The 20,404-nt window shown below is 61.2% G+C and carries 18 protein-coding genes; 7 read left to right on the top strand and 11 right to left on the bottom strand.

Annotated features, from left to right (window positions below):
- Genes coaA through hisB form a run of 7 tightly spaced genes read right to left on the bottom strand, consistent with a single transcriptional unit; the run spans window position 1 to window position 4,667 of the window.
- Window positions 1–996 (bottom strand): type I pantothenate kinase, encoded by a 996-nt coding sequence (coaA, locus tag FBZ97_RS20230; protein ID WP_069613947.1) that lies wholly within the window; start codon window positions 994–996, stop codon window positions 1–3.
- A gap of 5 nt (window positions 997–1,001) precedes the next feature.
- Window positions 1,002–1,316 carry a phosphoribosyl-ATP diphosphatase gene (locus tag FBZ97_RS20225; protein ID WP_113352884.1) on the bottom strand — a complete coding sequence of 105 codons (315 nt, stop codon included), beginning with the start codon at window positions 1,314–1,316 and terminating at the stop codon, window positions 1,002–1,004.
- A 13-nt stretch (window positions 1,317–1,329) separates the two neighbouring features.
- Window positions 1,330–2,118 carry an imidazole glycerol phosphate synthase subunit HisF gene (hisF, locus tag FBZ97_RS20220; RefSeq protein WP_113250780.1) on the bottom strand — a complete coding sequence of 263 codons (789 nt, stop codon included), beginning with the start codon at window positions 2,116–2,118 and terminating at the stop codon, window positions 1,330–1,332.
- Window positions 2,115–2,858 (bottom strand): 1-(5-phosphoribosyl)-5-[(5-phosphoribosylamino)methylideneamino]imidazole-4-carboxamide isomerase, encoded by a 744-nt coding sequence (gene hisA, locus FBZ97_RS20215; RefSeq protein ID WP_113352885.1) that lies wholly within the window; start codon window positions 2,856–2,858, stop codon window positions 2,115–2,117. The genes hisF and hisA overlap by 4 nt, the downstream gene beginning before the upstream one ends.
- 25 nt (window positions 2,859–2,883) lie before the next feature.
- Complete coding sequence (hisH, locus tag FBZ97_RS20210; RefSeq protein ID WP_145321688.1) at window positions 2,884–3,534, bottom strand: imidazole glycerol phosphate synthase subunit HisH; 651 nt, start codon at window positions 3,532–3,534, stop codon at window positions 2,884–2,886.
- A 2-nt stretch (window positions 3,535–3,536) separates the two neighbouring features.
- A complete protein-coding gene (locus FBZ97_RS20205; RefSeq protein ID WP_113389641.1) occupies window positions 3,537–4,034 on the bottom strand; it encodes a DUF2628 domain-containing protein in 498 nt (165 codons plus the stop codon).
- Between the two features lie 24 nt (window positions 4,035–4,058).
- Complete coding sequence (gene hisB / locus FBZ97_RS20200) at window positions 4,059–4,667, bottom strand: imidazoleglycerol-phosphate dehydratase HisB (protein ID WP_015338215.1); 609 nt, start codon at window positions 4,665–4,667, stop codon at window positions 4,059–4,061.
- A gap of 213 nt (window positions 4,668–4,880) precedes the next feature.
- Here hisB and hslV point away from each other — a divergent pair, with 213 nt between their 5' ends.
- The 6 genes from hslV to FBZ97_RS20170 all read left to right on the top strand — a co-directional run bounded on the left by hslV (window position 4,881) and on the right by FBZ97_RS20170 (window position 13,774).
- Window positions 4,881–5,408: an ATP-dependent protease subunit HslV gene (hslV, locus tag FBZ97_RS20195; RefSeq protein ID WP_113333876.1), complete on the top strand. Its 528-nt coding sequence runs from the start codon at window positions 4,881–4,883 to the stop codon at window positions 5,406–5,408.
- Window positions 5,409–5,455: 47 nt separating this feature from the next.
- The gene (hslU, locus tag FBZ97_RS20190) at window positions 5,456–6,766 is read left to right on the top strand and encodes an ATP-dependent protease ATPase subunit HslU (RefSeq protein ID WP_145321686.1); all 1,311 of its coding nucleotides are present in this window, start codon (window positions 5,456–5,458) and stop codon (window positions 6,764–6,766) included.
- A 162-nt stretch (window positions 6,767–6,928) separates the two neighbouring features.
- Window positions 6,929–7,882, top strand: coding sequence for a DUF1402 family protein (locus FBZ97_RS20185; protein WP_113389640.1), 954 nt, complete (start codon window positions 6,929–6,931; stop codon window positions 7,880–7,882).
- Window positions 7,883–8,001: 119 nt separating this feature from the next.
- A complete protein-coding gene (locus FBZ97_RS20180) occupies window positions 8,002–9,396 on the top strand; it encodes a cytochrome P450 (RefSeq protein WP_113389639.1) in 1,395 nt (464 codons plus the stop codon).
- A gap of 87 nt (window positions 9,397–9,483) precedes the next feature.
- Window positions 9,484–11,487 carry a hydantoinase/oxoprolinase family protein gene (locus FBZ97_RS20175; RefSeq protein ID WP_113389638.1) on the top strand — a complete coding sequence of 668 codons (2,004 nt, stop codon included), beginning with the start codon at window positions 9,484–9,486 and terminating at the stop codon, window positions 11,485–11,487.
- Window positions 11,488–11,605: 118 nt separating this feature from the next.
- The gene (locus FBZ97_RS20170) at window positions 11,606–13,774 is read left to right on the top strand and encodes a malate synthase G (RefSeq protein ID WP_113352891.1); all 2,169 of its coding nucleotides are present in this window, start codon (window positions 11,606–11,608) and stop codon (window positions 13,772–13,774) included.
- Window positions 13,775–14,035: 261 nt separating this feature from the next.
- Here FBZ97_RS20170 and FBZ97_RS20165 read toward each other — a convergent pair whose 3' ends face one another.
- A complete protein-coding gene (locus FBZ97_RS20165; RefSeq protein ID WP_095436107.1) occupies window positions 14,036–14,710 on the bottom strand; it encodes a L,D-transpeptidase in 675 nt (224 codons plus the stop codon).
- A 181-nt stretch (window positions 14,711–14,891) separates the two neighbouring features.
- Between FBZ97_RS20165 and FBZ97_RS20160 the strand changes: the two genes are divergently transcribed.
- Window positions 14,892–15,428 (top strand): MmcB family DNA repair protein, encoded by a 537-nt coding sequence (locus FBZ97_RS20160; RefSeq protein WP_113352892.1) that lies wholly within the window; start codon window positions 14,892–14,894, stop codon window positions 15,426–15,428.
- Between the two features lie 58 nt (window positions 15,429–15,486).
- Here the strand turns inward: FBZ97_RS20160 and FBZ97_RS20155 are convergent, their stop codons facing one another.
- The 3 genes from FBZ97_RS20155 to hrpB all read right to left on the bottom strand — a co-directional run bounded on the left by FBZ97_RS20155 (window position 15,487) and on the right by hrpB (window position 19,967).
- Window positions 15,487–16,074: an ActR/PrrA/RegA family redox response regulator transcription factor gene (locus FBZ97_RS20155; protein WP_113333884.1), complete on the bottom strand. Its 588-nt coding sequence runs from the start codon at window positions 16,072–16,074 to the stop codon at window positions 15,487–15,489.
- 75 nt (window positions 16,075–16,149) lie between these two features.
- Complete coding sequence (locus FBZ97_RS20150) at window positions 16,150–17,442, bottom strand: ActS/PrrB/RegB family redox-sensitive histidine kinase (protein WP_186449536.1); 1,293 nt, start codon at window positions 17,440–17,442, stop codon at window positions 16,150–16,152.
- Window positions 17,443–17,489: 47 nt separating this feature from the next.
- Window positions 17,490–19,967 (bottom strand): ATP-dependent helicase HrpB, encoded by a 2,478-nt coding sequence (hrpB, locus tag FBZ97_RS20145; RefSeq protein WP_113352894.1) that lies wholly within the window; start codon window positions 19,965–19,967, stop codon window positions 17,490–17,492.
- Window positions 19,968–20,404: the final 437 nt, after the last annotated feature.

Raw genomic sequence — 20,404 nt, 5'->3', positions numbered from 1 at the left:
TCAGAGTTTCCTCAACGCCACCTGCTCGATCAGATGATTCTTCCCCTTCTGCAGGATGAGGTCGGCGCGCGGCCGCGTCGGCAGGATGTTCTGGCGCAAATTCTTCAGGTTGATATTCTTCCAAAGCCCCTCGGCAATCGCCAAGGCCTCGTCCTCGCTGATCGAAGCATAGCGATGGAAGAAGGAGTTGGGGTCGCGGAAGGCCGTCTCGCGCAGCCGCATGAAGCGGGCGACGTACCAATTGTGGATGAGCTCCTCGTCGGCATCGATATAGATGGAGAAGTCGAAGAAATCCGAGACCATCGGCACGATCTTGCCGTCAGCAGGCAGATGCCGCGATTGCAGCACGTTGATGCCTTCGAAGATGAGGATATCCGGGCGATCGACCGTCTTGAATTCGTTCGGCAGCACGTCATAGACGAGGTGCGAATAGGAGGGCGCCTGCACATTCGGCTGGCCGGCCTTGATCGCCGAGAGGAAACGCAGCAGTGCCGCCGTATCGTAGCTTTCCGGAAAACCCTTGCGCTGCATCAGGTTGCGGCGCTGCAGCTCGGCGTTCGGATAGAGAAAGCCGTCCGTGGTGACGAGATCGACCTTCGGGCTCGATGGCCAGCGGCCCAGCAGCTCCTTCAGGATACGGGCCGTGGTGGATTTGCCGACAGCGACCGATCCGGCGATGCCGATGACGAAGGGCGTCTTGGCGATATCGGAAAGACTGAGGAAGCGATTGCGCTGCTCGAAAAGGATCTGCGAGGATTCCACATGCGAGGACAAAAGCCGTGACAGCGAAAGATAGATGCGCCGGACTTCGTCGAGATCGATCGGGTCGCCCATGGAGCGCAGCCGCGTCACTTCGTCGGCGGTCAGCGTCAGCGGTGTGTCGGCCCTGAATTTCGCCCATTCTTCCGAGGAGAAGAAATAGTAGGGCGAATAGGCTTTCGCCTGGAAAATATCGAGCGTCTCGTGTGTTGGCTCGGTCTTGGTCGCTATCGTCATCGGTTTTACCGGCTTGCCTTCTCTTGAAGGCCGGATTGACTGGTGCGCCTCTCAAGCTCACCCATGACATTCTCTAACGGAATGCCGGCAATCTTCAATACGACTAAAAGATGGTACAGCAGATCGGCCGCCTCATAGGTGAGGTTGTCGCGATCATTGACGACCGCCGCCATCACCGCCTCGATCGCCTCTTCGCCGAGCTTCTTCGCCGCTTTCGGCTGGCCGGCAGCAAAAAGCTTTGCCGTCCAGGATTCGCCCGGCGAGGCCTTGGAGCGTTCCTCGACGATCCGTTCGAGGTCGGAAAGGGTAAATCCGCTCATCGCTCGCTGTCTCCTAATCCAGCCGCATGGGAATGCCGCGCTCGGCCATGTAGCGCTTTGCTTCGCCCACCGAATAGGTGCCGAAGTGGAAGATCGACGCCGCAAGTACGGCCGTCGCATGACCTTCCTTGACGCCTGCGACGAGGTCGTCGAGATCGCCGACGCCGCCGGATGCAATGACGGGCACGCGCACCGCATCGGCGATCGCCCGCGTCAGCTCCAGATCGTAGCCGACTTTGGTGCCGTCCCGATCCATGGAGGTGACGAGCAACTCGCCGGCGCCGCGCTCCACCATCCTGCGGGCAAAATCGACGGCATCGATGCCCGTCGCATTGCGGCCGCCATGGGTATAGATCTCCCAAGCGCTCAGATTGTCGCCTCCGAGCGCCTCGGTGCGTCGCCGCTTGGCATCGATGGAAACGACGATGCACTGGTTGCCGAATTTGTCGGCCGCCTCGGCCACGAAATCGGGATTGTTGACTGCCGCCGAATTGATCGAAACCTTGTCGGCGCCGCAAAGCAGCAGCTTGCGGATATCGGCAATAGTGCGCACGCCGCCGCCGACCGTGACCGGCATGAAGCATTGTTCTGCCGTGCGGGCCACCACGTCGAAGATCGTGTCGCGATTGTCGGAAGAAGCAGTGATATCTAGGAAGCAGAGTTCGTCGGCGCCGGCAGCATCATAGGCCTTGGCGGCTTCGACGGGATCGCCGGCATCGACGAGATTGACGAAGTTGACACCCTTGACGACGCGGCCGTCCTTGACGTCGAGGCAGGGGATGACGCGGGCTTTCAGGGTCATTGCGCTGCCTCCTTGGCCTGTTTGATCAGCGCCAGTGCTTCCTTCGGATCGATCCGGCCATCATAAAGCGCGCGGCCGGAAATCGCACCTTCCAGTTTGCGGGCATCCGGCTGAATCATGCGGCGGATATCGTCCAGCGAGGCAAGCCCGCCGGAGGCGATGACGGGGATGGAAACGGCATTGGCCAGTTCGAGCGTCGAGTCCCAGTTGATGCCAGTCAGAACGCCGTCGCGGTCGATATCGGTGTAGATAATGGCGGCAACGCCAACGCCCTCGAATTTCTTGGCGAGTTCGATGACGCCGAGTTCGGAAGCCTCCGCCCAGCCCTCGACTGCCACTTTGCCGCCTTTGGCATCGATGCCGACGGCGATGTGACCCGGATAGCGCCTACAGGCTTCGACGACCAGCGCCGGGTCACGCACGGCAACCGTGCCGAGGATGACGCGGGCAAGCCCGCGCGACAGCCAGTTTTCGATATGATCGAGCGTGCGGATGCCGCCGCCGAGCTGCACCGGATTTTTCGTCGCCTTGAGGATGGCGTCGACCGCAGCGCCGTTCACGGTTTCGCCGGCGAAGGCACCATTGAGATCGACGACATGCAGCCATTCGAAGCCCTGGTCTTCAAAGGCTTTCGCCTGAGCGCCGGGATCGGGATTGTAGACGGTCGCCTGCTCCATGTCTCCGAGCTTGAGGCGCACGCATTGGCCGTCTTTTAGGTCGATAGCGGGAAAAAGAATCATGATGTCTATCCTTGGAGCGCGAGCCTTATGGCTTCCAGCGCAGGAAATTGGCGATCAGGGCAAGGCCGAGTTTCTGGCTCTTTTCCGGATGGAACTGAGCGCCGGCAATGTTGTCTCGACCGACGAAAGCGGTCATCGGCCCGCCATAATTCGTCGTCGCGATCACGTCGTCGCTGTGGTCGGCGGCCAGATGGTAGGAATGGACGAAATAAGCGTGCAGGCCGTCAGGCCCGGTCTCAATCCCGTCGAAGAGTGCGTGCGGATGGCGAATATCCAGTGTGTTCCAGCCGATCTGCGGGATTTTCAGGTCGAGATCGCTCGGCGTCATTTCCTTGACGTCGCCCTTAATCCAGCCGAAGCCTTGCGTGATCGTCTTTTCCAGCCCGCGCGATGACATCAGCTGCATGCCGACGCAGATGCCAAGGAAGGGGCGGGCCTTGTGTTCCACGACGTCGATGACGGCTTCCGTCATGCCGGGAACGGCATCGAGGCCGCGACGGCAATCGGCATAGGCACCGACGCCGGGAAGCACGATGCGATCCGCGGTGGCGACGCGCTCGGCGTCATCGGTGAGGTCGATCTCGGCGTCGATGCCCGCCTCGCGGGCCGCCCGCTCGAAAGCCTTGGTAGCTGAGCGCAGATTGCCGGAACCATAGTCGATAATCGCGACGCGCATGGTCAGCGTCCTCCATCATAGCCGGGAAGGCCGAAGCTCGGGCCTTGGCGGCTGGTATTCGTGTTGGTGGCCGAGATATCCCAATTTTTCACATGGATATTCGGGTTGGGCGCCTGCGCTAGTTCGGAAAAATGGATTTCCTCTGCTGTCGCCAAATCGTGTGCCGAGACGAGGTTTTCAACCGTCCAGCCGCGGGCGAGGAGATGATTGCTGATCGCGTGCCGGCCCTCAAGAGCCGCAAGGACATGCACGCCAAGCAGAAGTGCTGCCCCTGCGGCGAAAAAGCCCGGCTGCCGCATCAGCTCCAGCGCGATGCCCTGCAGCAGAAAGGCGGCGACCGCATACAGCCACAGCCGATGAAAGAGCATCCAGAGCGTCGGAAATAGAAACGCCGTCCATGAAAAGCCGTCGCGGATGAATCGCGTGTCATCGCGATACCGATCCGATGCTTCGGACCGGTTCGTCGCTCCGGGCGGAGTCAAAATCAGATAGCTTGCCATTTCCTCAATTCCCCAGTTCGGGGCTCAGGCGAGCGTGCCTTTCGTCGAAGGCACGCGGCCTGCCTGCCGCGGATCGATCTCGGTTGCGGTGCGCAATGCGCGCGCAACGGCCTTGAAGCATGTCTCGGCTATATGGTGATTGTTGGCGCCATAATGGTTGAGGATATGCAAGGTGATACCGGCATTCTGCGCTAAGGCCTGGAAGAATTCGCGCACCAGCTCGGTATCGAAGGTGCCGATCTTCGGGGCGCTGAAGGAAACGTTCCAGACGAGAAAGGGCCGGCCCGAGAGATCGACGGCCGCCTTCGTCATCGTCTCGTCCATGGCGAGGTCGATCGAGGCATAGCGGGTGATGCCGCGCCGGTCGCCCAGCGCCTTGGCAATGGCCTGGCCGATCGCGATCCCGGTATCCTCGACGGCATGGTGATCGTCGACATGCAGGTCGCCCTTGGTGTCGATCTCCATATCAATCAGCGAATGTCGCGACAGCTGTTCCAGCATATGGTCGAAGAAGCCGACCCCCGTCGAAATCGTCGATTTACCGCTGCCGTCGATGTTGACGGAAACGGAGACCGAGGTCTCGTTGGTTTTGCGGGAAACGCTTGCCGTGCGGCTCGCTGCGGTCTCTGCCATGGGCTGCTCCATCGGAATACGGCCGTTCCTTATCAGGCGTATCGGGAAATATCCAGAAGTTACGCGCGGGGCTTATGCGTTTAGCCGGCTTGACGGCATCATTCGGGCGCGGTTGCCATTTGCAATCGCAAAAACCCCTCTTACATAGGTGCTGACGGGGCCGATACGCGGCCCGGCAGAAAGCCCGCCGAAACGGGGGCAAACAGGTGTTAAATGACGACAATCGTGACTATTCGCAAGGGTGGCAAGGTGGTGATGGCTGGTGATGGCCAGGTGAGCCTTGGCCAGACCGTGATGAAGGGCAATGCGCGCAAGGTTCGCCGCATCGGCAAGGGCGATGTCATCGCCGGTTTCGCCGGCGCGACCGCCGATGCCTTCACTCTCCTCGAACGCCTAGAAAAGAAGCTCGAACAATATCCCGGCCAGCTGATGCGTGCCGCCGTCGAGCTTGCCAAGGACTGGCGCACCGACAAATATCTGCGCAACCTCGAAGCCATGATGCTGGTTGCCGACAAACAAGTGACGCTCGCCATCACCGGAAACGGCGATGTGCTTGAGCCCGAACATGGCGCCATGGCGATCGGTTCCGGCGGCAATTATGCGCTCGCCGCCGCACGCGCGCTAATGGATAGCGACAAGTCAGCTGAAGACGTCGCCCGCCGCGCTCTCGATATTGCTGCCGACATCTGCGTCTACACCAACCACAATGTGGTCGTCGAAACGCTCGATGCCGAAGCCTAAGACGTTCCTCTCTTGATAGTTTCCAGCCCTGATAGGGAACATACGAAATGACCACTTTTTCCCCCCGCGAGATCGTTTCCGAGCTCGATCGCTATATTGTCGGCCAGCACGAGGCCAAGCGCGCCGTGGCGATTGCCTTGCGCAACCGCTGGCGTCGCCAGCAGCTCGAGCCTGAACTGCGCGACGAAGTCATGCCCAAGAACATCCTGATGATCGGCCCGACCGGTGTCGGTAAGACGGAAATCTCCCGCCGCCTTGCCAAGCTCGCCGGCGCCCCCTTCATCAAGGTCGAGGCCACGAAGTTCACCGAGGTCGGCTATGTTGGCCGCGATGTCGAGCAGATCATCCGCGATCTCGTCGAAGTCGGCATCGGCCTGGTGCGGGAAAAGAAGCGCGCCCAGGTGCAGGCCAAGGCACATATGAGTGCCGAAGAGCGCGTGCTCGATGCGCTGGTTGGTGCCACCGCCTCGCCGGCAACGCGCGACAGCTTCCGCAAGAAGCTGCGTGATGGCCAGCTCGACGACAAGGAAATCGAGATCGAAGTGGCCGATACCGGCTCCGGCATGCCCGGCGGCTTTGAGATTCCCGGTATGCCCGGCGCCAATATCGGCGTGCTCAACCTCTCCGAAATGTTCGGCAAGGCGATGGGCGGCCGCACTAAGAAGGTGCGCACGACCGTCAAGGATTCCTACAAGGAACTGATCCGCGACGAGTCGGACAAGCTGATCGACAACGAGGCGATCCAGCGCGAAGCCGTGCAATCGGCCGAGAATGACGGCATCGTCTTCCTCGACGAGATCGACAAGATCGCCGCCCGCGATGGTGGCATGGGTGCCGGCGTCTCCCGTGAAGGCGTACAGCGCGACCTGCTGCCGCTTGTGGAAGGTACGACCGTTTCGACGAAGTATGGTCCGGTCAAGACCGACCATATTCTCTTCATCGCATCGGGCGCGTTCCATGTCTCGAAGCCTTCGGACCTTCTGCCGGAACTGCAGGGCCGCCTGCCGATCCGCGTCGAGCTCCGTCCGCTGACCAAGGAAGACTTCCGCCGCATCCTCACCGAGCCGCAGGCGAGCCTCATCCGCCAGTACAAGGCACTGATGGAAACCGAAGACCTGAAGCTCGACTTCACCGATGATGCCATCGACGCGCTCGCCGATGTCGCGGTGCATCTGAATTCGACCGTCGAGAATATCGGCGCCCGTCGCCTGCAGACGGTCATGGAGCGGGTGCTCGACGAGATCTCCTACAATGCCTCGGACCGCGCCGGCGTATCGGTGACCATCGATGCCGCTTATGTCCGCGAACATGTCGGCGACCTCGCCAGTAACACCGACCTGTCCCGCTTCATTCTGTAAGCGGGCCGGCAAAGGCGATCTAAACAGTAGACACTCGACAACGGGCCGTTAACTTTTTAGTTAGGGGCCCGTTTCCTTATGTCGGATGGCTTTATTCGGCCAAGATTATCCGCCAGTCCGTCGCACGGAAACATCGGTTGAAACTTCGACGGGGCAGCCATCGTGCGACGCATACTGATCACTCTCCTTCTGGCGGTCGCCAGCTTCTCCTGGATACCAGCCCATGCGGATGCGGCGACCACGGTGCCTCCGGGCAACCGCAATGCCGAGCAGCCGCCGGTTCCCGGCGCCTCCGTCCGGCGCACGCGCGGCACGAATTCGACCTTCGAACGCAAGTACCAAAAGGTCCGCGAACTGCTGGCGACCGATACGAAGCTGATGTCGAAGATCAAGTCGACGGCGCGGGCCTACGGCATCGATCCGATCCACATCATCGGCGCGCTCGTCGGCGAGCATACCTATAACGTCGATGCCTATGACGGCCTGCAGTCCTATTATGTCAAGGCTGCCTCCTATGCCGGCCAGAGCTTCCGCTTCGCTTACAACGGCGAAAACGTCGATGATTTCGTTGCCCGGCCGCAATTCGATGCCTGCAAGGGCAAGGGTGATTCCTACAGCCTCTGGACCTGCCGCGAGGATGTCTGGGAAGATGATTTCCGCGGCAAGACAGTTGGTGGCAAATCCTATCCCGACAATCGCTTCAGCGCCGTCTTCTTCCAGCCCTTCTATGCCGGCCAGACCTTCGGCCTCGGTCAGGTCAATCCGCTGACGGCGCTTGAACTCTCCGATCTCGTCAGCCGCACCTCAGGGATTCCGAAGCTGGATGAAAAGGATGCCGGCGGCGTTTACAAGGCGATCATGGATCCGGATCTGTCGCTCGCCTTTGTCGCCGCGTCGATCCGCAAGTCGATCGACGACTATCGCTCGATCGCCGGCATGGATATTTCGGGCAATCCGGGCATCACCGCGACGCTCTACAATCTCGGCAATTCCCGCAAGCGCGCTGCCGCCCTTGCCGCCAAGAACCGTGGTTCCTCGCAGCCGGTCTGGCCGGAGGAAAATTACTATGGGTGGCTCATCAATGATAAGCTCAGCGACCTAAAATCGCTTTTATAAGCGGGCAGCGCGACGTTTTATCGTCTGGATTTTGCCGGCGGCGTTCCCCATATCGGATGGGCACGCCGTTCCAGCGGCTTAGATTAAGCAACGGCTGCTTTTCGAGGAGAATTGATCTGATGGACATGATTCCGGAAGCCTTCTCCCCGCCGGCACCGATTCCGCGCACCGTGCCGCCCTCCCGTTTAACGATCATCCGCACGATCCTGCGCAATCCGCTCGAACTCTGGGGCGAGCCCTCCTACACGCTGCCCTGGATCAAGACCAAATTCTTCAACGAGCGGACGCTGATCGTCAATGATCCCGGCCTGATCAAGCATGTTCTGGTCGACAATGCCGCCAACTACCGCATGGCCGATATCCGCCAGCTCGTGCTCCGGCCGATCCTGCGCGACGGTCTGCTGACGGCGGAAGGATCGGTTTGGAAGCGCTCGCGCAAGGCGGTGGCGCCGGTGTTCACGCCGCGTCATGCCCAGGGTTTCGCCGGCCAGATGCTGAGCCAGAGTCTAGACTATGTGAAGAAATACGAGGATGTCAGCAAGGAAGGCGCGGTGTTCGATATCGCTGCCGACATGACGGAGCTGACCTTCGCCATTCTGGCGGAAACCTTGTTTTCCGGCGAGATCGTCACTGAAGGCGAGCATTTCGCCGATGAGGTCAATGAGCTCCTGCATCGCATGGGCAGAGTCGATCCCATGGATCTTTTGCGTGCCCCCGCCTGGGTGCCGCGCATCACCCGCATCGGCGGCCAGCGCGTGCTCGACAAGTTCCGCGGCATCGTCCGCACCACCATGGACCAGCGGCTGGAAAAAATGCGGAGGGACAGAGCCAGCGCACCCGATGATTTCCTGACGCTGCTTCTCGAAAAGGCCGGTCCGGATGGACTGACCATGGAAGAGATCGAGGACAATATCCTCACCTTCATCGGCGCCGGTCATGAGACAACGGCTCGTGCATTGGCCTGGACGCTCTATTGCGTCGCCAACAGCCCGCACATTCGCGAGGCCATGGAAGAGGAAATCGACCGGGTACTCGCAACCGATGCGGAGCCAGTCGCCTGGCTCGATCTCATGCCGCATGTCCGCGCCGCTTTTGAGGAGGCGATGCGCCTCTATCCGCCGGCACCCTCGATCAACCGCGCCGCGATCGCCGATGATGAATGGACAAGCGCCAAGGGCGAGCGCGTGACGATAGAGAAAGGCATTACCGTCCTGATCATGCCCTGGACGCTGCATCGCCATGAGCTTTATTGGGAAAAGCCGCGCGCCTTTATGCCGGAGCGCTTTCTTCCGGAGAATCGAACAAAGATCAATCGCTTCCAGTACCTGCCTTTTGGCGCAGGTCCCCGCGTCTGCATCGGCGCCACATTCGCGCTTCAGGAAGCGGTCATCGCCCTCGCCGTGATGATGCGCCGCTTCCGCTTCGATCTGACCGAAGAAACCAATCCCTGGCCTGTGCAGAAGCTGACCACGCAGCCGCGCGGCGGTTTGCCGATGCGGGTTACGAGACGATAGAACTGTTTTTGCCGCCTGCCAGCTAGCGGCTCGGCCCGGAAGGGTGCAATAACGGCATCGCATTGCATTCAAGAGCTGGATATTGCCGTGACATCTCATTTCCTGCTCGGCATCGATACGGGTGGAACCTACACCGATGCCGTTCTCTTCCATGAAACCGATGGCGTAATCGCCAAGGCGAAATCGCTGACCACGCGGCATGATCTGGCTGTCGGCATTGCCGGCGCCGTAGATGCCGTCATCGCCAAGGCCGGCATTCCCGTTTCGGCCATCGGCCTCGTATCGCTGTCGACGACGCTTGCCACTAATGCGCTTGTCGAAGGGCAGGGCGGTCGCGCCGGGCTGGTCATGATCGGTTTTGGCCCCGAGGATCTCAAACGTGATGGCCTTGCGGAAGCGCTGGGCTCCGATCCCGTGCTCTTCCTCCCCGGCGGTCACAATGTTCATGGCAATGAAAATCCGCTCGATTTGACGGCTCTGCGCGACGCGTTGCCGGAACTGGCGAAATCGGTCTCCTCCTTCGCTGTTGCCGGCTATTTCGCGGTCAGGAATCCGGCTCATGAAATCAAGGTGCGCGACTGCATCCGCGAGCTCTCGCATCTGCCCGTCACCTGCAGCCATGAGCTTTCTTCAAAGCTTGGCGGCCCGCGCCGCGCCCTGACGACGCTGTTGAATGCCCGCCTCGTGTCGATGATCGACCGTCTTGTCGGTGCCTGCGAAGGATTTCTGACGACGCGCGGCATCTCTGCGCCGATGATGGTGGTGCGCGGCGATGGCGCCCTCATTTCCGCCGATGAAGCCAAGCTGCGGCCGATCGAGACCATTCTGTCTGGTCCCGCCGCAAGTCTTGTCGGAGCTCGCTATCTTACCAGCCTCGACAATGCCGTCGTTTCCGACATCGGCGGTACCACCACCGATGTCGCCGTCATGGAAGATGGCCGGCCGCGGCTCGATGCCGATGGTGCTGTGGTCGGAGGCTACCGCACCATGGTTGAGGCAGTCGCCATGCGCACCTACGGCCTTGGTGGCGATTCCGAAGTCAAGATCAACGATCGCGGCCTTATCGCTGCTTTCGAACTCGGCCCGCGCCGCCTGCTGCCGCTGAGCCTTGCCGCTCATACGCATGGTGCCGTCGTGCTTGAGGTCTTGGAGCAGCAGCTGCGGGCGACGCATCTCGCCCGTAACGCCGGCCGTTTCGCGCTCCGCACCGGCGTACCCGATCATCTTGCAAGCGGCCTCACCGGGCCAGAGCAGACGCTGTTCGATCGCATCGGCAGCGTGCCTGTAGCACTCGATAAGCTTCTGGCGATGACGTCGCAGAAGGCGACGCTGGATCGGCTTGTCGCGCGCGGTCTTGTGCATTTGAGCGGCCTGACGCCTTCCGACGCCATGCATGTGCTTGGGAGGCAGGGGCAATGGAACGCTGAAGCGGCCCGCCTCGGGCTGGCCTTGGCGATGCGGCTGAAGGATGGCTCTGGCCGTCCGATCGCCGAATCCGTCGAGGAGCTGGCGAAGAAGATCGTCGATCGCCTCACTCGCCAGTCGGCCGACGTCATTCTTGCCGCCTGCTTGGCCGAAGATGGCGTAGCCGATCTCGATCCCGCAAAATCCATCTCCATCGATCGCGCGCTTCGCCGCGCGCCGGGGATCGCCCGCTTCGCCATTTCGCTCGATCGGCCGCTGGTCGGCCTCGGTGCTTCCGCTCCGGTCTATTACCCCGCCATTGCCGAGATGCTGGCGACCGAGAGTGCCATTCCCGGCGATTCGGATGTGGCGAATGCCGTCGGTGCTGTCGTCGGCCAGGTCCGCACCAGCGTCACCGTCTTCGTCACCATGCCGGAGGATGGCATTTATGTGCTGAATGGTGCCGGTGAGAGCCTGCGCTTTACCGACGAGAGCCACAGTTTCTCCGATGCCCGCGCGCGGGCGATGGAAGCTGCAACGGCGCAGGCAAGGCTGAATGGCGCGGTCGACCTCGTCGTGACAGTGGATGAGCAGGTGGATGCGCCCGAGGTGGAAGGCAGTCGCAAGCTGATCGAGGCCCGGTTCGTGGCAACCGCCACGGGCCGTCCCCGAATCGCCATGGATTGATTATTTCCATAAAGGCATAAATCTTTCGAACTATTGCCAAATTGACAGAAGTGAAACCGTGAGCAAAGTGGCAACATGTTAAAATTGAGCCGTAGCACGGCCTTGAGGAGTATATGGCATGAGCCGCATTGAAAAACACGGGCTTCAGATCGAACAGGTCCTCTACGATTTCCTCGTTAAGGAGGCGCTTCCAGGTTCGGGCGTGGATGCCGACGCCTTCTTTGCCGGTTTTTCCAAGATCGTCCATGATCTCGCGCCAAGGAACCGTGAGCTTCTCGCCAAGCGGGACCGCATGCAGGCAGCGCTTGACGATTGGTACCGCAAGAATGGCGCGCCCGTCGATCTCGCCGCCTACGAAGCCTTCCTGCGCGAGATCGGCTATATCGTGCCCGAAGGTCCGGCCTTCACGATCTCGACCGCCAATGTCGATCCGGAAATTTCAGAGATTGCCGGCCCGCAGCTCGTCGTTCCCGTCATGAATGCCCGCTATGCCCTGAACGCGGCCAATGCCCGCTGGGGATCGCTCTATGACGCTCTCTACGGCACCGATGCCATTCCGGAGACCGCTGGCGCCGAAAAGGGCAGGGGCTATAATCCCAAGCGCGGCGAGAAGGTCATCGCCTGGGTTCGGGATTTTCTTGATTCCACCGTTCCGCTTGATGGCGCAAGCTGGAAGGATGTCACAGGCTTCGCTGTGAAGGATGGCGCCTTGGCGGTTACGACCGAGGGCGGCGCCGTAAAGCTCGCCGATGGCAGCCATTTCGCCGGCTATCTCGGTGATGCCGCTACCCCCACCCATATCCTGCTGAAGCAGAACGGCATCCATATCGAAATCGTCATCGACACGAGCACCGCCATCGGCAAGTCCGACCCGGCCGGCATTTCCGATGTCCGCCTGGAATCGGCGATCACGACGATCATGGATTGCGAGGATTCGATCGCAGCCGTCGATGCCGAGGACAAGGCGGAGGTTTACCGCAACTGGCTCGGCCTGATGAAAGGCGATCTGACCGAGGAAGTCGCCAAGGGCGGCAAGACCTTTACCCGCCGGCTCAACCCCGATGTCACCTATACGGCGCCGAATGGCGGCACGTTCGATCTGCATTGCCGCTCGCTTATGCTGGTGCGCAATGTCGGCCACCTGATGACCAATCCGGCCATTCTCGACCGTGATGGCAATGAGGTGCCGGAGGGTATCATGGATGCCGCCATCACCGGCCTGATCGCGCTCTATGACATCGGCCCCAGTGGCCGCCGCAAGAATTCCCGCACCGGCTCCATGTATGTCGTCAAGCCAAAGATGCACGGGCCAGAAGAAGTCGCCTTCGCGGTGGACATCTTCTCGCGCGTCGAGGATCTGCTTGGGATGCCGCGCAATACCATCAAGATGGGCATCATGGACGAGGAGCGCCGCACGACGGTCAACCTCAAGGAAGCGATCCGCGCCGCCCGCGAGCGCGTCGTCTTCATCAATACCGGCTTCCTCGATCGCACCGGTGATGAAATCCATACTTCGATGGAAGCAGGCCCAATGATCCGCAAGGGCGATATGAAGCAGGCGGCCTGGATCGGCGCCTATGAGAACTGGAACGTCGATATCGGCCTGGAATGTGGCCTTTCCGGTCATGCCCAGATCGGCAAGGGCATGTGGGCCATGCCGGATCTGATGGCGGCCATGCTCGAGCAGAAGATTGCGCATCCCAAGGCGGGTGCCAACACCGCCTGGGTGCCATCCCCGACGGCCGCGACGCTGCATGCTACCCATTATCATCGCGTCAATGTTGCTGATGTGCAGAAGAGCCTGAAGAGCCGCGCCCGCGCCAAGCTCTCCGACATCCTCTCCGTGCCGGTCGCCTCGCGGCCGAACTGGACGCTGGAGGAAATCCAGCGGGAAATCGACAATAACAGCCAGGGCATCCTCGGCTATGTTGTGCGCTGGGTTGATCAGGGCGTCGGCTGCTCCAAGGTTCCAGACATTAACAATGTCGGCCTCATGGAAGACCGCGCCACGCTGCGCATCTCGGCGCAGCACATGGCCAACTGGCTGCATCACAAGGTCATCACGGAAGCGCAGATTCTGGAAACGATGAAGCGCATGGCGGCTGTGGTTGACCAGCAGAATGCCGGCGATCCTAACTACGTTCCCATGTCAGGCAATTTCGACGGCTCCGTCGCCTTCCAGGCCGCTCTCGATCTCGTCCTCAAGGGGCGCGAGCAGCCGAATGGCTATACCGAACCGGTCCTGCATCGCCGCCGCATCGAGCTGAAGGCAAAGCAGGCGGGGTAACTTCATCCCGTCGGAGGTCACCTCGATCGTTCGAGGCCTTGTCCTCTGCGCTGACGCTTTGACTGCAAGGCAACTTGCGATGAGGTGGAGGGGCTCTTGCGGCCAGCGGAAAAAGTGAGCCCTCATTCCGAGGCGCGCAGCCAAGGGCGGAGCCTTGAAGGATGAAGGCGAGTCCTGACGATTGGGATCGATCCAAATCCCTCAAGCAAAAAAGCCGCCGGATCAGTATCCGGCGGCTTTTTCAATTCGAATGTCCAGTGATTACTGGATAACGATAACCTTGGTGCTGCGGCCGGGAAGAACGCGGCTGTAGAGATCGATCACGTCCTGATTGATCAGGCGGATGCAGCCCGAGGAGGCAGCGGTGCCGATCGAAGCCCATTCCGGCGTGCCGTGCAGGCGGAACAGCGTGTCCTGGCCCTTTTCGTTGTAGAGATACATGGCGCGTGCACCGAGTGGGTTGGAAAGGCCCGGGTTCATGCCGCCATCGACATACTTGGCGATTTCTGGACGGCGGACAGCCATTTCCTTCGGCGGATGCCAATTCGGCCATTCCTGCTTCCAGGCGACGTATGCGGTGCCGGACCAGGAGAAGCCCTGCTTACCGACGCCGATGCCGTAACGCATCGCTTCGCCATTGCCGAGGATATAATAGAGGTGACGCTCGCGTGTATTGACGATGATCGTGCCTTCCGCTTCATCCGTCTTGTATTCGACGATCTGACGGCGGAACTGCGGCTTCACCTTCTGGATCGGGATCGCCGGCAGCTGAAAGCCATTGTCGGTCGTCACGCCGTAGTCGCCATCGAACGTCTTGATGGTTTCGGTGGCCGAATTTGCGGTGGCGGCCGGCGCTGCTGCGGCGGTGGTGGCATAGCCAGCCGATGCGAGCATTGCGACAAGGCCGAGTGCGGTCATAGCATTACGGATGCGCATGGAAGTCTCTTGAATTTTCGTGGCGGGAAATGGATGGCTGTAAACCATCTTTGTCTAAAGTTTATTTTCCATTAAACTTGGCTTTGCAAGCTGCTCTGGCCCTACAAAAATAGGGCCGGCGCGCAAATTAGAAGGACATGGTTTTTTTGCAACAACGCCAAGCCTGTCCCCGAGACAATTCATGACGATTTTGAACGTTTACAATAACAATCCGTTAATAGATGGCCGGCAGTCGGAACGGGCCATGCTTGTACGCAAAGGCGTGCAACTATTACTGCACGAAATGCGTCACGCCGTGCTACCGGAGCTGCCGCTCGCCAGCGGTCGCCGCGCCGATCTCGTCAGCCTTTCGGAGAAGGGCGAGATCTGGATCATCGAGATCAAGACCTCGATCGAGGATTTCCGCGTCGACCGCAAATGGCCCGAATACCGGCAGCATTGCGACCGGATGTTCTTCGCGACGCACAAGGATGTGCCGCTGGATATCTTCCCGGAGGATTGTGGGCTGTTTCTGTCGGACGGCTACGGCGCCCATATGCTACGCGAGGCGCCGGAGCATCGCCTGCCGCCGGCGACGCGCAAATCGGTAACGCTCAATTTCTCTCGCGCCGCCGCCCAGCGCTTAATGCTGGCAGAATGGGCGACGGGTAAAGATTTTGCCTTCTCCCCTCGGGGAGAAAGCGCCCGAAGGGCGGATGAGGGGGGTGAGACGCCTTAGCTTCGAGCGCCTTTGAAGCTTGCACTTACAGCGTCCTCTCCCGATACAATAGTATGCTCTATTTCGGCGCCCGCTTGGCAAGGATGCGCTGTAAGGTGCGGCGATGCATGTTGAGGCGCCGGGCCGTCTCGGAAACATTGCGCTCGCACATTTCATAGACACGCTGGATATGTTCCCAGCGCACGCGGTCAGCAGACATCGGATTTTCTGGCACTTCGGCCTTCTCGCCGGGGCGCTGCGTCAGCGCGGCATAAACGTCGTCGGCATCGGCAGGTTTGGCGAGATAGTCGAGCGCGCCAAGCTTGACGGCGGTGACCGCAGTCGCGATGTTGCCATAGCCCGTCAGCACCACGATATGCGTGTCGTCCCGCCGCTGACGGATGGCTTCGATCACATCGAGCCCGTTGCCGTCGCCGAGGCGAAGGTCGACCACGGCATATTTCGGCGGGGTCGCCTTGGATTTGGCAACGCCTTCCGCCACCGATTCCGCCGTCTCGACCACAAAGCCGCGTGCCTCCATTGCCCTCGCCAGCCGGCGTAGAAAGGGACCATCGTCATCGACGATCAGCAATGTAGCATCCGGGCCGATATGGGCCTCGGCATCCTTGGCCCCGACCGGCGGAGCAGCACTTTCCTTATCCGTCATGTTATCTTCTATCCCGGCGACCATCCGCCTGCGTATTCAACCGATTTTGACGATGGCAGTTTTAAGCCGCGAAAATCATTTTGTCGAATTACTGTCGATTAATACGCGCGGCCATTCGACGCGGACGCGCGCTCCCGGCGTTTCCGGATCGCGATTGCCGAAGGAAAGTGTGGCGCCCGAGCGCTCGAGCAACGTCTTGGCGATGAAGAGCCCAAGCCCAAGGCCGCCTGCCGTGTCATCCCGCTGGCGTGAGGTGACATAGGGTTCGCCGATCCGTGCCAGTATTTCAGGCGAGTAACCGCCGCCATCGTCCTCGATGATAATAGTCAGAGTTTCGGCGGTGTATTCCACCGTCACCGTCACAGTCTTGCGGGCATAATCGACCGCATTTTCGATGAGGTTGCCGAGGCCATACATCATGCCGGCATTGCGTGACAGAACAGGTTCGCCCGCCCGCGGGCTCTTCTCGATGAATTCCAGGTTGATCCCGAACTCGCGGTGCGGCGCGATCACTTCTTCCATCATCGACGACAGCGTCAGCCGCCTCATATGCGCTTCGTCCTCGGAGGAGAGCGTCGTCAGCCGCCTGAGAATATCGCGGCAGCGCTCGCTCTGGCTGCACAGCAGCGCCACATCCTCCCGGAAACGGTCGTCCTCGCGCAGTTCCCGCTCCATCTCCTTGGCGACGACGCTGATCGTCGCAAGCGGCGTGCCGAGCTCGTGTGCCGCCGCCGCCGCCAGCCCGTCGAGCTGCGACAGGTGCTTTTCCCGCTGCAGCACCAGCTCCGTCGCCGAAAGAGCATCCGCAAGCTGGGAGGCTTCCATGGAGACGCGATAGGCATAAAAGGCGGCAAAGGCCATGGTGGAGGCGATAGAGCACCACACGCCCAGCTGCATGACGCTATGCACGCTGACCGAAACGCCCTCATACCAGGGCAGGGGGAAGGGAGAGAATGCCAGACCGGTAATGCAGATCATTGCAAGTACGATGAGCGGCATACTGTAGCGGATCGGCTGCGATGCGAAGGAGATGATGACAGGCACGCAGACGAGCGCCGAGAAGGGATTGGCAAGCCCGCCGGTGATCAGCAGCAGTCCGCAGAGCTGCAGGAGATCGAGGCTGAGCAGCGCAAAGGCTGCCGGCGGCTCCAGTCGGTGCGTGGGCGGATAGCGCAGCGTCAGGAAGAAGTTGATCCAGGCAAGGCAGGCGATCAGTACGCAGCAGGGCAGCAGCGGCATGGGAAATTTCAGCCAGAAGGCGACGATCATCACGGTTACCGTCTGACCGCCGACCGCAAGCCAGCGCAGGCGCACCAGCGTCTGCAGTCTCAGCCGCCGGCTGGTATGATGGCCCTCCTGCGCCTTCATTTCGGCTTCGGAGAGCTTTTCCAGTCCCCGGAAGAAGCGTGCCATCGTCATGTCCCCCTTGGCTTGGCGCGTGTCGTCGGCAAGGCCTCGGCCGGATCTTCCGGCCAGGGGTGCCTGGGGTAGCGGCCGCGCATATCGGCGCGCACATCCTTCCAGGATCCGGCCCAGAAGCCCGGCAGGTCGCGTGTCGTCTGGATCGGGCGATGTGCCGGCGATGTCAATTCCAGCACCAGCGGCAATCTGCCGCCGCCGATGGCCGGATGCTGCTTTAGCCCGAACAGCTCCTGCACCCGAATGGTCAACAGTGGTTCCTCGCCATCATATTGAATGGGATGGCGGTGGCCGGTCGGCGCCTCGAAATGCGTCGGTGCCATTCGAGCGAGGTCGCGCTGCAGCTCGTGCGGCACGAGAGACATCAACCCGTTGGAAAGGCTGCCCGCGGAGATATCGGAGAGGCCGCGCGCGTCGGGCTGAAACGGCATGAACCATTCCTCAAGCCGAGCAAGCAGCGCCTCGTCGCTCATATCGGGCCACGGATCGCCGATCGTCCGATGCAGGAAGCCGATCCTGTCCCGCAGCTGCGTGGCTTCCTTGGAAAACGGCAGGACACCGATCCCGAGTTCCCGTATGCCGTCGGCCAGCGCCTTGGCCGCCGGCTCGCCGGTGGGCCGCGGCAGAGGCGTCTCTTCGAAGATGATGGCACCGAGCCTTGTCACCCGCCGCGCCCGCACCTGCCGGCTCGCTCTGTCGAAAAAGCTCTGGTCTTCGGTGCGAATTTCGCCCGGCAAATGCTCTTCGACATCGGCGCGGGAAATCTCCGCCGCAGCAAGAACGCGCGCGTGCGCCGCACGTCCCGTCAGGTCCGCGACGACAAGCATCTGGGAGCCGGCAAGCCGCTCGGTCTCCGGCAACTCTGCGCCGCGCCCATTGGCCATGACGAAACGTCCCCGCCCGCCACGCTGCAGCGCGATGCGGTCGGGAAAGGCATGCAGCAGCAGCGCGCCGACAAGCGGAGGAATAGAGGAAGGGGTGCCGCCGTTGCCACCGGCCGCTTGAGCGAGACGCCCGGCAAGACGACGCGCGGCCTCGGCCCGTTCACCCTTCTCGGTCTTGAAGCGCCGCAGCCGGTCTTCCACGTCGATGCTCTGCCCACCAAGCCCCTGTTCCGTCAGCAGTACCGCAAGCAGCGCCGCTTCGCGCGCCTGGCCGAATTCGCCAGCCGAAATCACCATCGCCGCCAGTCGTGGCGGCAGGGCGAGCTCGCGCATCAGCCGTCCGCGCGCCGTCAGCCCGTTTTCCGCGTCGAGCGCACCCAGCTGTCGCAGCAGGGCTCGTGCTTCGGCAAGCGTGGTCGCAGGCGGTTGATCGACGAAGGCAAGCGTCGCAGGATCTTGCACGCCCCAATGGGCCAAATCGAGTGCCAGGCCGGAAAGATCGCTCGAAAGGATCTGCGGCGGCGTGAACGCCGGAAGCGCCGCGGTCTGCCCCGGATGCCAGAGCCGGATGGCGATGCCCGGTTCGGTTCGTCCGGCGCGGCCGGCGCGCTGATCGGCCGAGGCGCGCGACACGCGCACCGTCTCGAGCCGCGTGATACCAGTGGAAGCCTCGAAAACGGGCAGGCGCTGCAATCCGCTGTCGATAATGATTCGCACGCCATCGATGGTGATGGAAGTTTCGGCGATCGAGGTCGCCAGCACGATCTTGCGCGTGCCCTGCGGCGCTGGCCGAATTGCCGCATCCTGTTCCTTCTGGCTGAGATTGCCGTAGAGCGGCGCAATCATCGTCTCCGGCCGGAAGCGGCCCTCCAGCCGCTCCACCGTGCGGGTGATTTCCGCCTGCCCGGGCAGGAAGGCGAGGATGGAGCCCTGTTCGCGCGCGTGCGCATCAAGTATTGCCCGCGTCACCGTATCCTCGATCCGCTCTCCCGCTGGCCGATCCTGATGACGGATATCGATCGGGAAGCTGCGACCCATGCTTTCGATCACGGGCGGGTGGTCGAGGAGTGCAGCGACACGCTCCACATCGAGCGTTGCCGACATGACGAGAATGCGCAGATCCTCTCGCAGCGCCGCTTGCACATCGAGCGCCAGCGCCAGGCCGAAATCCGCATCCAGCGAGCGCTCGTGGAATTCGTCGAAGATGACGGTGGAGATGCCTGAGAGTTCGGGGTCGTCGAGGATCATCCGCGCGAACACACCTTCCGTCACCACCTCAATGCGCGTCTTAGGAGAAATGCGGTTGTCGAGCCGCATGCGGTAGCCGACTGTATCGCCCACCTGTTCGCCGAGCAGTGAGGCCATGCGGGCAGCAGCGGCTCTTGCGGCCAGCCGCCGCGGCTCCAGAAGAATGATCCTGTCATCGCCGCGCCAGGCTTCGTCCAAGAGATAAAGCGGTACCAGCGTCGTCTTGCCGGCGCCGGGCGGCGCGGAGAGCACGGCACGCCGCTCTTCAGCGAGTGCCGCACCGATATCGGCGAGCACATGCGAGACAGGCAGCTCCGGCAATGAAGGTACTCTATATGTCACGCCTGCCCGCTCCGCATATGTTTATGGGCGAAAGCTGGCGTTTGCCGGTTCGACCCCGCCTGTGCCCGCCTTTTATCGAGAAGCACCATATCTGCTCCCTTCAATCTCTCGATGTCTATTAGGTCCTGGGTGTCCGGCTGGCAATGCGAGCCGGATCCAATGCTTGCAATAGGCGCAAGTGGCCCTTTAGGAGCGCTTATCTGGATGATTCCGGCAGATGGCGTAAAATGAATCCTGAAATCGTGACCAATCGCGAAAAAATCTCCAAGATTTTGATCGCGTTCACAAATCCGCTTTTTAATTCAATCACTTACAAAAATGTCAGAATTTTTACAGTTGGAGTGTTGACTATATCGGGTTGGGGGGTCTATAAGCCCGATCACTGACGAGGGCGGCGGCGCTGCTGGCGACGAAGTCTCTCGCTCTGGTGTTTCCTG

Source organism: Rhizobium sp. ERR 942, from assembly GCF_007828395.1.
GTDB classification, from domain to species: domain Bacteria; phylum Pseudomonadota; class Alphaproteobacteria; order Rhizobiales; family Rhizobiaceae; genus Rhizobium; species Rhizobium dioscoreae.
This window is presented reverse-complemented; position numbering and strand designations above follow the sequence as displayed.

Bases quoted from the DNA above. Each gene is read 5' to 3' on its own strand.
- coaA (WP_069613947.1), bottom strand. From the start codon at position 996: ATGACGATAGCGACCAAGACCGAGCCAACACACGAGACGCTCGATATT.
- FBZ97_RS20225 (WP_113352884.1), bottom strand. From the start codon at position 1,316: ATGAGCGGATTTACCCTTTCCGACCTCGAACGGATCGTCGAGGAACGC.
- hisF (WP_113250780.1), bottom strand. From the start codon at position 2,118: ATGACCCTGAAAGCCCGCGTCATCCCCTGCCTCGACGTCAAGGACGGC.
- hisA (WP_113352885.1), bottom strand. From the start codon at position 2,858: ATGATTCTTTTTCCCGCTATCGACCTAAAAGACGGCCAATGCGTGCGC.
- hisH (WP_145321688.1), bottom strand. From the start codon at position 3,534: ATGCGCGTCGCGATTATCGACTATGGTTCCGGCAATCTGCGCTCAGCT.
- FBZ97_RS20205 (WP_113389641.1), bottom strand. From the start codon at position 4,034: ATGGCAAGCTATCTGATTTTGACTCCGCCCGGAGCGACGAACCGGTCC.
- hisB (WP_015338215.1), bottom strand. From the start codon at position 4,667: ATGGCAGAGACCGCAGCGAGCCGCACGGCAAGCGTTTCCCGCAAAACC.
- hslV (WP_113333876.1), top strand. From the start codon at position 4,881: ATGACGACAATCGTGACTATTCGCAAGGGTGGCAAGGTGGTGATGGCT.
- hslU (WP_145321686.1), top strand. From the start codon at position 5,456: ATGACCACTTTTTCCCCCCGCGAGATCGTTTCCGAGCTCGATCGCTAT.
- FBZ97_RS20180 (WP_113389639.1), top strand. From the start codon at position 8,002: ATGGACATGATTCCGGAAGCCTTCTCCCCGCCGGCACCGATTCCGCGC.
- FBZ97_RS20170 (WP_113352891.1), top strand. From the start codon at position 11,606: ATGAGCCGCATTGAAAAACACGGGCTTCAGATCGAACAGGTCCTCTAC.
- FBZ97_RS20165 (WP_095436107.1), bottom strand. From the start codon at position 14,710: ATGCGCATCCGTAATGCTATGACCGCACTCGGCCTTGTCGCAATGCTC.
- FBZ97_RS20160 (WP_113352892.1), top strand. From the start codon at position 14,892: ATGACGATTTTGAACGTTTACAATAACAATCCGTTAATAGATGGCCGG.
- FBZ97_RS20155 (WP_113333884.1), bottom strand. From the start codon at position 16,074: ATGACGGATAAGGAAAGTGCTGCTCCGCCGGTCGGGGCCAAGGATGCC.
- FBZ97_RS20150 (WP_186449536.1), bottom strand. From the start codon at position 17,442: ATGAAGGCGCAGGAGGGCCATCATACCAGCCGGCGGCTGAGACTGCAG.